The 14,525-nt window shown below is 44.0% G+C and carries 8 protein-coding genes; 7 read left to right on the forward strand and 1 reads right to left on the reverse strand.

Annotated elements, in window-relative coordinates:
• Positions 1-48 precede the first annotated feature (48 nt).
• The 7 genes from B3O12_RS14070 (at position 49) to B3O12_RS14100 (ending at position 11,430) form a co-directional block, all read left to right on the forward strand.
• Positions 49-2,406, forward strand: coding sequence for an ABC transporter permease (locus B3O12_RS14070; protein ID WP_286756742.1), 2,358 nt, complete (start codon positions 49-51; stop codon positions 2,404-2,406).
• 101 nt (positions 2,407-2,507) lie between these two features.
• Complete coding sequence (locus B3O12_RS14075; protein WP_286756744.1) at positions 2,508-3,182, forward strand: DUF2064 domain-containing protein; 675 nt, start codon at positions 2,508-2,510, stop codon at positions 3,180-3,182.
• A gap of 48 nt (positions 3,183-3,230) precedes the next feature.
• Positions 3,231-6,431 (forward strand): SusC/RagA family TonB-linked outer membrane protein, encoded by a 3,201-nt coding sequence (locus B3O12_RS14080; protein WP_286756746.1) that lies wholly within the window; start codon positions 3,231-3,233, stop codon positions 6,429-6,431.
• 10 nt (positions 6,432-6,441) lie between these two features.
• Complete coding sequence (locus B3O12_RS14085; RefSeq protein ID WP_286756747.1) at positions 6,442-7,884, forward strand: SusD/RagB family nutrient-binding outer membrane lipoprotein; 1,443 nt, start codon at positions 6,442-6,444, stop codon at positions 7,882-7,884.
• 250 nt (positions 7,885-8,134) lie between these two features.
• Positions 8,135-9,493 (forward strand): sodium:solute symporter family transporter, encoded by a 1,359-nt coding sequence (locus B3O12_RS14090; RefSeq protein WP_286756748.1) that lies wholly within the window; start codon positions 8,135-8,137, stop codon positions 9,491-9,493.
• The gene (locus tag B3O12_RS14095) at positions 9,477-10,307 is read left to right on the forward strand and encodes a metallophosphoesterase family protein (protein ID WP_286756749.1); all 831 of its coding nucleotides are present in this window, start codon (positions 9,477-9,479) and stop codon (positions 10,305-10,307) included. Before B3O12_RS14090 ends, B3O12_RS14095 begins: the two co-directional genes overlap by 17 nt.
• A gap of 79 nt (positions 10,308-10,386) precedes the next feature.
• A complete protein-coding gene (locus tag B3O12_RS14100; RefSeq protein WP_286756750.1) occupies positions 10,387-11,430 on the forward strand; it encodes a hypothetical protein in 1,044 nt (347 codons plus the stop codon).
• A gap of 367 nt (positions 11,431-11,797) precedes the next feature.
• Here the strand turns inward: B3O12_RS14100 and hrpB are convergent, their stop codons facing one another.
• The gene (gene hrpB, locus B3O12_RS14105) at positions 11,798-14,281 is read right to left on the reverse strand and encodes an ATP-dependent helicase HrpB (RefSeq protein ID WP_286756751.1); all 2,484 of its coding nucleotides are present in this window, start codon (positions 14,279-14,281) and stop codon (positions 11,798-11,800) included.
• Between the last annotated feature and the right edge of the window lie 244 nt (positions 14,282-14,525).

The following is a 14,525-nucleotide window of genomic DNA, read 5'->3' on the forward strand; positions in this document are numbered from 1 at the left end:
GAACTATGAACCATAAACAATGAACCACTCCACTTAAACTAAAAACACATGATTAAGAATTACCTCAAAACTGCCATTAGAAATATTAGAAGAAACAAGCTTTGTGCAGGACTCAATATTCTAGGGTTGAGCATTGGCTTGGGTTCATTCTTTATCATTTATCTGTTTTTGCAAAATGAGCTGGCTTATGATCAGTTCCATGAAAAAAAGGACAGGATTTATCGGGTTGTTCATGCTCTCAACAATGTGGGTTCACATAAATATGGTGCGGGAATTACACCTGCTTTAGGGCCTGCAATCAGAGAAGAAGTACCTGAGATAGAGGCTTACAGTAGATTAGATAATTGGAATAAATCAGTGATTATTCCAGGCATAGCCGATTCTACAGATAATGTGCAAACCGCTTCAGTTGACCCTGAATTCCTCGACTTCTTTCACTTGGAAATACTGGCTGGAAGCAAAGAAAATGCCTTGGATAACGATGCCGGAGTACTGCTGAATGAGTCGAAAGCTATTCGGTATTTTGGGTCACCACAAGCAGCCTTGGGGCAAACTCTTATGGTAAGCCGTTCTAAACCGCTTCTGGTAAAGGGAGTGTTTAAGGATTTACCGAAAACCACTTCCATTAAAGCAGAATTGATTGTTCCCATTATGGCGGTTAATTCCTACCGGGGAGACAATATGACTAAGTGGAACCTTAGTTATGGTGATCAATTATATGTTCTGTTAGCCTTTGGAGTAGATCCAAATTTGGTATCTGAAAAGATACTTAAGGTAGGGAAGGAAAAGAGTAAAGGTAAGGGAGTTGAGTTTAAAGACGTTCAACTTCAGCCTTTGAGAGATGTTCATTTTTCCTTAACCACTGCTGGCCCTGTACAGGAGAAAACGGACAAGCAGTACATATTCATTTTCACCCTAGTGGCCATATTCATATTGGTTTGTGCAGTATTCAACTATATCAGTTTGGCACTTTCGCAATCTGTTGAGCGAACCAAGGAGATTGGCATTAGAAAAGTGGCCGGAGCAGTTCGGTTTCAACTCTTCAGACAGTTCATCACTGAGTCCTTTTTGCATGTGACACTCAGCTTTCTGGTGGCCATTATTTTAGTTGAATTACTAACGCCTGAATTGGAAAACCTGATTGGAAGGGATTTAGAGTTTAGTGTATTAGGCGAACCCGTTTTGTTGATTGAGAGCATCGTTTTCTCAATGGTAGTGGCTGTGCTTTGTGCGCTTTACCCAGCCTATTTGAGTACAAGATTGAGTGTGGTTCAAATATTCAGGAGTGGAAGAGGAAGCTTTTCCACTAAGAGACTCATTAACGCGGTAAGCGTCTTCCAGATAGTAGTCTTTGTGGTGCTGATCTGTGTGGCGGTTACGGCCAATAAACAGATGTACTTTATGAGAAATGAGAACCTTGGTTTCGATAAAGAGACTCAAGTGGTCATCTCCAGGTTTTCTCGTGAAGCAAGTACAAAGGTTGAGCTTATTAAAAATGAATTACTTGCCGTTCCCGGAGTTGTGAGCGCCTCATTTGCCTCCTCGGTCCCTTCTCGGGTAATGGGGTCAATGGCTTATTCTGAATACCCATTTACATGGCATGCTTTCGAGATTGATGAAAACTATCTGGATGTATTGGGTATCAAACTGAAAGAGGGAAGAAACTTTCTACCTGAAGATTCAGATTCTGCCAATGTGGTCTTGATCAATGAAACAGCGGCCAAAAACCTTGATTTTGAAGGTGGAGCCATTGGGAAGACCTTGCACTTGGGAAAAGATATGCGAATTGTTGGTATTGTTGAAGACTTTCATTTCAACTCAAAGAAGGAACCCATTGAGGCAACACTTTTTAAACCTATTCAAGGCCCGTTCTATAGGTTGGTGCTAAAACTAGCTCCACAGAAAATAGGCACCACGATGGATGCTATAAAGGCTAAATACAGATCGGTTACCGGAGGAGATGAAATGAATTTTTTCTTTTTGGAAGACCAGATTAATTCACAGTACAAACAAGAAAACGTAATGATCACCTTGATCAATACTTTTGTAGTGGTGGCAGGAGTAGTGGCTTTCATAGGTCTCTTTGGGATTTCCGGCTATTCGGCCCGAAGAAGACTCAAAGAAATGAGTATCAGAAAAGTGTTGGGAGCGAGTTTTATGGCTATACAGAAAACCCTTAATTGGAGTGGTTTCATGAGGCTGGCTTTAGCTACTTTAATCGCCATTCCTGTGGTGTATTACTGGATGGACTCCTGGCTTTCTTCATTTGCTTACCGCATTGAACTACCCATTGGCCTTATTATTCTGGCCATACTAATAGCCTCTGTAATTGTCCTTAGTACTGCTATGCTCCATAGTATCAGGGCTTATTTGATTAACCCGGTAGATGTGCTCAAGGAAGAATAGGTCAGTTCACTCAGTACTTTTGACCGCCAGATTACACATTAGAGGATAAATCCAAAACATAGTGGGGTTACGTAGGTTAGTGATGTAACTTGACCCCGCCAATGGAAACTTCTTCACCGACAACGGCCATTATCTTCTTTGCTTTTTCAGCATCTCGCGAAACGAGTCGTAAAAAGCTGGTGAATGAAAGCAAAGCTAACACTGCTCTGCTGGAGGCTCTTCGTGCTCAAAGCCTGCAAAAAGCCATGGCTACTCAGTTTCCTGTTTTTGAGTTCAACGAACACAATCAAAGAGGCGCTAATTTTGGAGAAAGGCTCCAATCAGCTTTTGACAGTGTTTTTAGCCAAAACTTTGAGAGGGTTATCTGTATTGGTGCCGATTGCCCCGAGCTAACCTCTGAAGATTTGACCACAGCGGCCAATGCCCTTAGCGAAACAGATATTGTTATTGGCCCCGATTTGAGAAAAGGAATGTTTTTACTGGCCATGAATCGTTTTGGCTATGAGGAGCTTTCATTCGAAGCTTTAGCCTGGCAAAGCCCACAATTAATCGAGAGCATCCACACTCATTGCCAACAGCTATCCATTTTCTTTCTCAACCCTAAGTTCGATCTGAATAAAGCCTTCGATCTCTGTGCTCAAAGTAACTCAACCGTTCTTAAAAAACTGCTCAAGGTCATTCGGCCAACTCTTAACACAGCCACCTACCATTTCAATTTTCTTTGCAGTATTCTCATCAACTCACAACTTCCCCAGCGTGCTCCGCCCATGCAGTAATCGGTTCATGCACACATAAACATTCATCTACCACCTTATAAATTACATATGAAAACGCTTCTTTTAGGGCTGTTCGGGCAGTTCCTTTTTCTGTCTGTTATGGCACAGTCGTCTGTGACCGGTGTTGTGACCGACATAGGCAAAAATCCATTGCCTGGAGTAACCATTGCTATAGAAGGCACCACAAAAGGCACCATTACGAATGCTCAGGGTCAATTTCAGATAAACACTGAAAGCGGTGAAGTACTGGTGTTCTCATCGGTTGGCTTTCAAACCCTCAAAATTGTAGTGGACGGACAAACACCACTGAATATAACTATGCAAGAAAGCTTAGGCTCTCTGGGAGATGTTGTGGTCACAGCCCTTGGCATAGAGCGGCAAACTCAAGATCTTGGCTATAATGTTCAACGACTTGAGCCTAAAGCCATAGGAGAGGTAAAAGCTGCCAACTTTGTAGATAATCTGGCCGGTAAACTAGCCGGTGTTACTGTAACCCAGGGGGCTACAGGCGTTGGATCTACTTCTAAAATCACTATTAGGGGAGAAGCTTCATTTACCAACAATAATCCTTTGTTTGTGGTAGATGGCACTCCAGTAAATAATAATTCGGTAGTAAACTTTACCAACGATGCAGCTGCCGGTTTTCAGGAAGTAGATTTTGGCAACGGAGCCATGGAAATCAACGCTGACGATGTAGCATCAGTTTCTGTGTTGAAAGGCCCCGCAGCCTCGGCTCTATATGGCACCCGGGCGTCTAACGGAGTTATAATCATTACCACCAAAGACGGCCGTAGTGCACAAGGAATGGGACTCAGCTTCAACAGTAGCACCTTTTTCGATCGAGCCTTTCAACTGCCCCGGTTTCAAAACAGCTATGGTCAAGGCAACTCCGGTCAGTTTGAGTTTGTAGACGGCCTGGGTGGGGGGATTAATGACAATATCTCTTACAGTTGGGGGCCAAGACTAGATGCCGGGCTTCTTATACCTCAATACGATAGTCCTGTAACTTTGCCCGATGGAAGGGTGGTAAGGGGAGGCGATGTGGCCGTACATGGCGGCAGAGCCATTACACCTACTCCCTTTGTTTCTCATCCTGATAACCTTAAAAACTTCTATCAAACGGGAATTACAGCCATTAATAATCTTGCCGTAGCCTCAGGCACTGAAAAAGGCGATGTAAGAATCTCCTTTACCGATCTTAGAAGCAAGTCTATTATACCGGGAGTTAACCTGGATCGTACCACTCTTTCGGCCAGGCTGAATCTCAGGCCTAACCCAAAGCTTAAAATTTCAAGCTTTATCACTTATTCCAATGCTCAATCAGACAATCGGCCTTCCAGTGGCTATGGATCGGAAAACGTCAACTATGCTTTGGTAGCCTGGGGGCCACGATCTTTAAACATTGCCCCTATGAAAAACTACTGGCAACCCGGACTGGAAAACACGCAGCAATACTCTTTTAACTATACTTTTTTTGACAATCCCTTCTTCACTTTGTTGGAGAATCGCAACTCATTGAACCGGGACAGACTCTTTGGCAACCTGATGGCCCGCTACATTTTGTCGGACTATTGGAGTGTGAGTTTGCGCAGTGGCATGGATTATTCCTCCGAACAACGCCAATTTAGGAGAGCATTTAGTTCTAACCGGTTTAGAAATGGTGCCTATGCCGTGCACGATGTATTGTTTAGGGAACACAATACCGATGTTCTAATCAATTATGTAAGGGAATTCGGGTCTTTCAGCTTTGAAGGCTCTGTCGGAGCCAATCGAATGGATCAGCGGGCATCTACCCTGCAATCACAAGCACTTTCACTGGCTCAGCCGGGAGTGTTTAGACTCTCCAATGCGGCCTCACCTCTGGAGGTTTTTGAGTTTCTATCTAAAAAACGAATTAACAGTGTCTATGCTTGGGCAAAATTGGGTTATCATGATTTTCTCTTTCTTGAACTTACGGGCCGAAATGACTGGTCCAGTGCCCTGGCAAGCCCTACGTCTACCGAAAACGTGAGCTTCTTTTATCCATCCGTTTCAGGATCGTTCGTAGCCTCAAACCTATGGAGAATGCCCACTTCCGTAGACTTTCTAAAACTAAGAGCTTCTTATGCGCAGGTGGGCAACGATACCGATCCCTACCAGACTGCCGGTGTTTTTAATGCACAAACACCCTATAGAGGCCAGCCCACATTCAGTGAGCAATCTACCATTGCCAATCCCAATCTTCTTCCGGAAAGAACCCGGTCTTTTGAAATTGGGAGCGAGGCCCGAATGCTCAACAGTCGCATACATGTGGACCTCACATACTACAATGCCATTACCAGCAACCAGATAATTTCGCTTCCTGTCTCCATCACTTCGGGCTATACAGAACGAGTAGTGAATGGTGGCCGCGTGAGATCGGAAGGAGTAGAGGCTATTGTTGGAGTTAACTGGATGTCGCGAGGCCAAATGAGCTGGTCAGGTACCTTTAATTTTAGCCGTAACATAACCACCGTACTCGATCTTCCCAATGGTGTAGACCGACTTACGCTGGCTTATAGCCGTATTTACGATAACGTAAATCAAACTGTATTCTTTCAGGTGAAAGAAGGCGGAAGAGTTGGTGATATGTATGGAACAGGTTACCTGAAAACCGAAGAAGGCCGATTTATAGTGGGTGAAAATGGCTTGTACATTCCTGACAATCGCTTACAAAAACTGGGCAACTATAACCCCGATTTTATACTGGGTTATACTAATGAAATTCGATTTAACAATTGGAATTTCAATTTTGTATTTGACTGGCGTCAGGGTGGAGAATTGGTATCCCGAACACTGGCCCTGGCCGCAGTAGGAGGTCAGTTAGAAGAAACCGCTTATCGACCCGAGGCAGGTATTGTGGCTAATGGTGTAGTCAACACCGGCTCTGCCGACAACCCTGTGTATGTAGAAAATACCAAAGCAGTATCTGCTGAAGCCTACTATCGCAATTTTTACGATAGAAACCATGAAGAAAACAATACTTACAATGCCAGCTTTCTCAAACTACGTCAGCTATCCGTTGGCTATCGTTTTAGTGGTTCCTTCTTTCAAAAGGGTAAAAGTTTAGATGTAGCCCTTATTGGCAGAAATCTTTTTGCAATCTCTGAAATACCTCATTTCGATCCGGAACAACTGGCCGTACAAGGACAACAGTTTGTAAGTGGTGTTGAAGATATGTCTTATGCCACCACCAGAAGCATAGGGTTTAAACTAGGGTTCAATTTTTAAAAGAAGTCAGATGAATACTTTATATAAGAACTATATACTTCTGTTAATCAGTATGTTATTCGTATCTTGTTCGGATGGTTTTGAAGAAATCAATACCAATCCGAATGCGCCCATAGAGGTGCAGCCAGAGTTGCTTTTCCGTCAGGTGATTTATGACTATGGAGAACAAATGTCGTACGAAGGTTTCGTGGCGGGTAATCTACTGAGTCAGCATTTTACCATGGTCGATTTCAATCTGTTCGATCGGCACGACCTAAGCTCACCACAGTTGGGCGGCAATCCATGGCCCATTATTTATCGCAATTTGCGAGATAATGAACTGGTATTAGAGGCTGCCGGAAAGAGCCCAGTTTATGAGGTATACGAAGGGCCTGCTCTTATTCTGAAGGCTTATATGGCTGCTGCCCTCACTGATATTTATGGAGATGTACCCTATTTCAATGCTTTAAACGGTAAGCAAGGCCACATTACCCCGGCATATGATGCTCAAGAAGATATCTATCTGGCTTCCGGAGGCATTTTAGACAATCTGGAAAAGGCCGTTGTCGCCATTAAAAATTATTCTGGGTCGCAAACATTAAAGGGAGACCTCCTGTACAACGGTAGGCTTCAGGCCTGGATAAATTTAGCCAACTCGCTGAGGATTAAGTATCTCATGAGAATTTCTGATAGGGTTGATGTAGCCCAGGCACTTCAGGCCATAGTCAATGAAGGTGAGTATATTCAAAACAATGCAGACAACGCCACGTTCGATTTTACCAACTCTCAGCCCAATACATTCAGAATGGCCGTATTGCGCTCTGGTGATTTTAATCTTTTTGTTCAATCAGAAACCTTAGAAGAGGTTTTGGAAAACCTTAACGATCCCCGGCAGCGGGTTTTCTTCAGACCTTCTGAAGCCACAGGAAATTATGAAGGACTAAGAAATGGACCTGATGCTTCGAACACTTCCATTTCTGTAGCCAATTACTCGCTCACCGGCACCATTTTCAGAGAGAATACGGGGGGGCTTGATGCCAATTTTATGACGGCCTGGGAAACGTACTTCTTATTGGCAGAAGCTGCGGAAAAAGGTCTTATTTCACAGAATGCTCAAGCTTATTATGAAATGGGGGTGCAACTGGCTTTTGAATACTGGCAAAGCGAAATGCCTTCCACTTATCTGACAACTGGAAATGCGGCTTATGGAGCAAATGGAGCTGATCCGCTGGAGCAAATCATTACTCAAAAGTGGATTGCAAACACCATCAATGGCTACGAGGGATGGATTGAATTCAGAAGGACTGGATTTCCTCAACTGAAAAATGTAGCGGCCAGCCTGAACAATGGTCTCATTCCGGTAAGAATGCCATACCCTGCTGATGAAGCTGCTTTGAATGCGGTGAACTATCAGGCAGCGACAGCCAACAATAAAAATAGTGTGAATAGTAAGGTTTGGTGGGATGCGAATTAAATCCGTCTTTGTCATTCCCGCTCAGGAGGGAATCTCCGTATTTAATGATCAAATGAGATTCCGGACATTTTTCTTCATTTTGAAACTTATGAAGAAAAATTCCGGAATGACGATAGTATGGAGTGCAGCAAACATAAGAAATGCAAAATAGCCTCCATCCGAACCTTCCGTTTGTGCGGAAAAATTTCACAATGGCAGGCTGCCATGTCCCCCGCTGGCGGGGGTTAGGGGGTGGAAAAGTAATCAGGAAATGACCACGCAAAACATAACCCTCTGGCAATGGATACTAGTCATCGCATCTAGTTTGGTGCTGATTGCCATTTCCCCATGGGCAAAAACCAAGAGTGACTTTTTCCAAGCAACCAGAAAAGACAACCAAAAGCCCGGACTATGGCTGCTCACCAGCAGCTTGGTCATTAGCTGGATTTTTGCCAAAAGCATTACCAATGCGGCCAATCTAGGCCTTTCTTATGGCATTGTGGGAGGTGTGGCTTATGCCACCTATTACCTGTCGTTCCTTTTTGCTGGCATCATCATTTTCAAGCTGCGCGTGAAGGGAGGTTTTCAGAGCATTCACCAGTTTCTCAGTTCCAAATACGGAAGGGGAGCTGTGATTCTCTTCTCTATTCTCATTGCTTTCAGGCTCTTCAATGAAGTCTGGTCCAACACCATAGTGATTGGCAGTTACTTCGGAGAAGTGGGTTCTAAGCCCTATTATTTGGCTATTCTGGTCTTTACCTTGCTCACTTTGCTCTATTCACTCAAAGGAGGGCTCAGCAGTTCTATGCTGACTGATGCCATACAAATGGTGCTGTTTGCCGTACTGTTATGCGTAATTCTTGGGGTAATCCTGCCAGATTCAAATGGTGTCTCCAGCTACCTGAGTTCAGGGGATTGGAGTCTGACCGGTGGGGTAGACCTGCTGCTGGTGGCACTCATTCAATCCATTAGCTACCCATTTCATGATCCTGTGATGACGGATAGGGGTTTTATTACCGATCCACAGACCATGAAGAAGGCCTTCTATTGGGCGGTTCCTATTGGCTTTATCTGTATTGTGCTCTTCAGTTTTATAGGCGTCTATGCCACTCAAAAGGGCATGGAAGGTGAAGCTGCAGTTGAAGTAGCACAATCACTTGGAATCATTAGCATGTTGGTAATCAACTTGATCATGATTACATCAGCCTCGTCTACGCTGGACTCTGCCTTTGCCTCCTTTTCAAAGTTGATGGCCGTTGACCTAAAGATTGGCAATGCCAGCGTCAGTTCTGGCCGCTTGATTATGGTGTTGATTGCTGTTCTCGGTACCATTCCAGTGTTTTTCAATCCCACGGTGTTGTCGGCTACCACCATTTCCGGCACTATGGTTATAGGTTTGGCACCTGTCTTTATCTTCTGGCGCTGGAAGGTCCATCGGCTGGCATTTGTGTTGACGGTGTTAACAGGAACGGCCTTCGGTATCTGGTTTGCCACAGGAGCTTATCCCAAAGAATGGGTGTTCTTTCCGGGAAGTTATGGCGATTTACTTAGTGTAAACCTATTGGGTACCGCGGCCTGTTTTTTAGTATTTATCTTCATGAAAAGAAAAGGAAATGCATTGGTTGGATAAGGTGAAGGACATAGGAACACTCAGTGGCGAAGTGTTGGTATTTGGTGGTGTGTACAGTAACCTTCAGGCACTGGAAGCTTTGCATGAGATAGCCGGGGAGAAGGAAATTCCGGCATCCAATATCATCTGTACGGGTGATATGGTGGGCTATTGTGCTCAGCCGGTGGAAGTAATGGACTTCATCAGAAACTGGGGCATTCATGCCATTCTGGGCAATGTGGAGATACAGCTCAAAGATGGGGAAGAGGACTGCGGTTGTAACTTCAATGATGGATCGCGTTGCGATCTGTTTTCCAGGCAATGGTATCCTTTTGCGCAATCGCAGGTAAGGTCTGAACAGATTGAATGGCTACGGGAATTACCGGAATTTATCCGCTTTCAATTTGCCGGAAAAAGCTGCTTTGTGCTGCATGGAGGCCTTGAAAACACCTCAGAGTATATTTTTGAGTCTACCCCAGACGAACGCAAGCGTGCCATTTTAGATCAGACGCAGTCAGACATTATCCTGGCCGGACATTGCGGTTTACCCTTTAATAGCCCTGTAGAAGACAAGCTTTGGCTCAATCCCGGAGTCATCGGCATGCCCGCCAATGACGGCACCCCAAGGGTTTGGTATATGTTGTTGAACGACCGAAACGGATTCTCCTTTCAACACCAGTCCTTTACCTACAATCACGATCTCGCCAACCAGTTAATGTTGGAAAAAGGTCTCCCCAAAACCTATGCCGCCACCCTCAAGTCAGGCATCTGGGATAATTGTGAGACTTTGCCGGAGGTAGAGGCTGGGAGGCAGGGGGTTAAATTGGTATTCTAATTAGTACTGGTATATTACCCTTTCTCGAATATTCTAAAAATTGTTTTATTTTCGCGTTGATTTTTTATTAAAGCACACTATGTCAGCTTTGCAAAGCCTTGTAGAGGAAGTTTCAAATTCCTTACCCTATATCCCGTCTAGTCAAAATTTTTGGTTGAATCGTACTAATGATGGTGCGTACTACGACCTCTTCAAAGAAAAGAAAATTGTAGGCCTAAAAATTGATGAAATTACTTTGTTCGAATTGAGTCAAATTCGTGATAGGAATTTGCTGAGAAATGGACGCCCTAATCGAGATGTCATTCAAATTGAAATCAAAAATATTGTTCATGAAAAGAATAAAAAACGTCTTCTTAAGATTGTAGACAAATCAAAAAGAAGTGCTGAGCTCGCTCGATTGACAATGACGGCAAACCAGATATTCCACTTTGCATTTGGTATTAAAAAGGGCGATTTTGTGGTTATCCCTTCAGCAAGTTCTACTGAAATATCTATTGGTAGGATAGATGATGGGTATTTGGATGACAATCAATTTTTACCACTTCAAAGAAAGGTTACCTGGTTGGGTTCTTATCCAAAGATAACTTTAGACCCCAATTTTTATAGGTTATTTTTTAGTCAGCAAGCTCTAACTGAGATAAACAAATACAAGGATGTGGTTCTTAGAACATTATATGACTTTTATTTTGATGATGAATATGGGCATTTAGTATTTAATGTAGGAACTCTCAGCAAGATAAATGCTGTTGATGAAGCTGCGTTTAATTTTTACTTTCTACAGCTTCTCGATGGTTTTATAAAAGAGAATAATTTGCCATATGACGTGACATCATTAAATACAATCGTTAACTTAAATTCACCAGGAAAGAGAAAGCTATTTGGCCCGAGAACAACAATTTTCTTAGCAGCATGTTTACTGCTAATGACGGTCGGGGGTGGACTTGAACATAAAAAAGGCACCTTTAGTCTAAAGACCGAGGGAATACTTCAAGGCTGGAGCGAATATCTGAACCAAAAAAAGAGGCGAGAAATTGTCGATGAGGTGATTAATAAATCTGACTCCTTGTCAATTGAAAAACAAAAACTGTTTTTAGAACTTTTAGAAACGTTAGATTCAAAGTAATGTCAATATTTTTAAACACACTGTCGATTTTGGCAACGGCAATAGTTTTTGTCGGAATATATTATATTTTTCTGGACTGGATTATTGGTCGATTGAAGGTGCTTAATTTGAAGTTCTATAGAGGAATTAAGTATAAAGACGTTGTTTTTGTTTCAACAGGGGTGTTTTTTCAACTTTACTTTTTCGATTTTTTTCTTCCTTATTAATAATCTCCCAATCCTAGTGCAAAACCCATGGAGATTCTTCGGTCGGACTCCCTCTGACTGACGCTTACCGAGGCAGCTGAGGTTAATTAATGCACCAATGACTATTGACCAATGACCAGTTCACCAATTCCCTAATTCCCCAATTCCCGCTCAACCAATCACTAATTCCTCCTTTTAACCCCACGAATAGCCGGTTCATTCCACGGATCATCAGGCCAGACATGTTTAGGATAACGTCTTTTGAGTTCTTTACGAACTTCGAAATAGGCGTCTGACCAGAAGCTTTTGAGGTCGGAGGTAATCTGTACGGGTTTAAAACCGGGAGAGAGAAGGTGCACCAGCACGCCTTGTTTTCCGGCATTGATCTTAGGGGTTTCGGCCATACCGAAGACTTCCTGTATGCGGACGGCTAAAATAGGGGCTTCAGCATTGTCTCGATAAGCGAGGCGAATTTGTGAACCACTCGGCACTTCAATTTTTTCCGGGGCCAGGTCATTCAGTTTGCTTTGCTGGTCAAAACTCAAACTGTGGTGTAAAATGTCTTTAAGCTTAAGCTTTTTGAGGTCTTCCGGCTTGCGGATGTTATTGAGATAAGGAGCCAGCCAGTCACCACAGGTTTGGAGTAGGGAAGAAGTACTTACTTCCGGCCATTGTTCTTCAGGGTTCCATTTCCTGAGCGATAACACACGGCTTTGCCATTGATTTACCTCCTCATTAAAGTCGAGCAAACGTTCGCCTTCTTTCTTTATGGCATCTACTATGGCATTCACTAAATGGGCTGGATCCGGATCGGGCAAGGGAGTGCTTCTTAGCACAATGCTACCGATGCACAGATTTTTGGAAGCAATAAGCCCTCCATCTTCTGTATCCCAGGTAATTACGTCTTTTTCTTTTACTAAAGGAGCCAGATCTCTGGGGTTGAGAGGGGAGGCCATATGAATTTTACCCATACCGTCTCGAGCATCGATATGGCAAACGGCCAACCAAGGTTCAGCAGCCAAATCATCTCGATGACCGGCCATGGCATAGCGACCGTTAGACAATTGGAATTGGGCATTATTACCAGGACGAGCACAAGCAATGCGTTCCGGATAGGCGTGGGTGAGCAAAACACCAGTTTCATATGGATCGACAGAGTCGTTTTCTGCCTCAATCTGAAACAGTTTGCGGTATTGCTCGGCTATTTTTTCTATCCGTTGCAGCTTTTTACCATCGCGATTTTCTCTTCGGTGAGTTCTCAAGGCTTCTATGCGCGTATTAATGTCTATTCCTGCCTCTTTGCCGAGCGGATCGCGCTCTTCAAGCAAAGCGGCAATATCCGTAGCCAAAGCCAATTGATCGTGCTCCTCTGCCAACAAGAGCATATGAGCTATTCGCGGATGGCAAGGTAACCTGAGCATCTTTTTGCCATGCTCTGTTATCTTTCCATTTTCCAAAGCCTCCAGTTGGTGTAACAGGTCTCTGGCTTGCGCTAATGGACCGGCAGGAGGGGGCGTAAGCCATGTCATTTGTTGTGGATCTATGATACCCCATTGGGCCATATCGAGTACCAGTGAAGCCAGGTCGGCTTCCATAATCTCCGGTACAATGTGCTCAGTCATTCTTTGGTGTGTAACTGGGCTCCACATGCGATAGCAATGGCCTGCACTTAAACGCCCGGCCCGGCCGGCTCGCTGATCGGCTGAGTCTCTGGAAATACGGACTGTTTCTAAACGAGACAGGCCGGAGTTCGGATCGAACCTAGAAGTGCGTCCAAAACCACTATCAATAACCACTTTAATCCCTTCAATGGTCAAGCTGGTTTCGGCAATATTGGTAGCCAGAACTACTTTTCGCTTACCGCTACGATCGGGCATAATGGCGGCCTGTTGCTTATGAGGCGGTAAACTTCCGTAGAGCTGATGAATGGCCATTCCTTTTAAGCTTCCTCTCAACAGGTCGGCCGTTTTCTGAATTTCTCTTTGACCGGGAAGAAACACCAGAATATCTCCATCGTGAAGCCTGGCCGCTTTGCTGATGGTCTTGGAGATTAGCTCAGGAATTAAAAATTCATCGATATCTCCTTCATAAATTATTTCTACGGGGTATTGCCGGCCTTCACTGACTACCGCAGGAGCTTTTAAGAGGCTGGTTAACTGCGGCATATTTAAGGTAGCAGACATAATCATAATGCGCAGGTCGGGCCGAAGCACTTGTTGAGCTTCTCTACAAAGTGCCAGAGCTACATCTGCATGGATGCTACGCTCATGAAATTCATCGAAAATGACCATTCCAATACCGGAAAGCTCATTGTCTGACTGAATCATACGGGTGAGTATGCCCTCAGTAACTACTTCAATCTTGGTTTTATCTGAAACCCGATTGTCAAACCGAATACGGTAGCCAACAGTCTCGCCAACCTTTTCCTCAAGGAAGTAAGCCATGCGCTCCGCAATGGTACGAGCAGCCAGCCTGCGTGGTTCCAGCATGATGATCTTCTGACCCTTGAGCCAAGGTTCGTCTATCAAAGTAAGTGGTAAAAGCGTACTTTTTCCTGCGCCCGGAGGCGCATTAACGATTAGCGTATTCTTTTCAGCGAGATGCTTTCTGGTATCGAGAACAACTTCCTTGACGGGGAGGTCTATATGTTGGTATTGAAAACTCATAGGGTAATTGAGCTGCGAAGGTAAGGACTAAAGTATTGCGATGCGTGATATACTTAGTGCGAAATGGGTTTTAGAACTGAAGAGACTATGGTCTACTCGGGGTTGAGAGGAATAAAATCATTGCTCTGAACAAAAATAATTCAGACTTGAAGTCTTTTAGGTCGCATTTGTTATATCCAGTATACTAGCCACAAGCTGTGTCCTCACAGCGTCTTTTAACAGCCATTTGTGAAGACACAAATGG

The sequence above is a fragment of the Roseivirga sp. UBA838 genome, assembly GCF_002296035.1.
GTDB classification, from domain to species: domain Bacteria; phylum Bacteroidota; class Bacteroidia; order Cytophagales; family Cyclobacteriaceae; genus Roseivirga; species Roseivirga thermotolerans.

Coding starts and splice junctions, on each gene's coding strand:
- B3O12_RS14070 (WP_286756742.1), top strand. CDS start 49: ATGATTAAGAATTACCTCAAAACTGCCATTAGAAATATTAGAAGAAAC.
- B3O12_RS14085 (WP_286756747.1), top strand. CDS start 6,442: ATGAATACTTTATATAAGAACTATATACTTCTGTTAATCAGTATGTTA.
- B3O12_RS14090 (WP_286756748.1), top strand. CDS start 8,135: ATGACCACGCAAAACATAACCCTCTGGCAATGGATACTAGTCATCGCA.
- B3O12_RS14100 (WP_286756750.1), top strand. CDS start 10,387: ATGTCAGCTTTGCAAAGCCTTGTAGAGGAAGTTTCAAATTCCTTACCC.
- B3O12_RS14080 (WP_286756746.1), top strand. CDS start 3,231: ATGAAAACGCTTCTTTTAGGGCTGTTCGGGCAGTTCCTTTTTCTGTCT.
- B3O12_RS14075 (WP_286756744.1), top strand. CDS start 2,508: ATGGAAACTTCTTCACCGACAACGGCCATTATCTTCTTTGCTTTTTCA.
- hrpB (WP_286756751.1), bottom strand. CDS start 14,281: ATGAGTTTTCAATACCAACATATAGACCTCCCCGTCAAGGAAGTTGTT.
- B3O12_RS14095 (WP_286756749.1), top strand. CDS start 9,477: ATGCATTGGTTGGATAAGGTGAAGGACATAGGAACACTCAGTGGCGAA.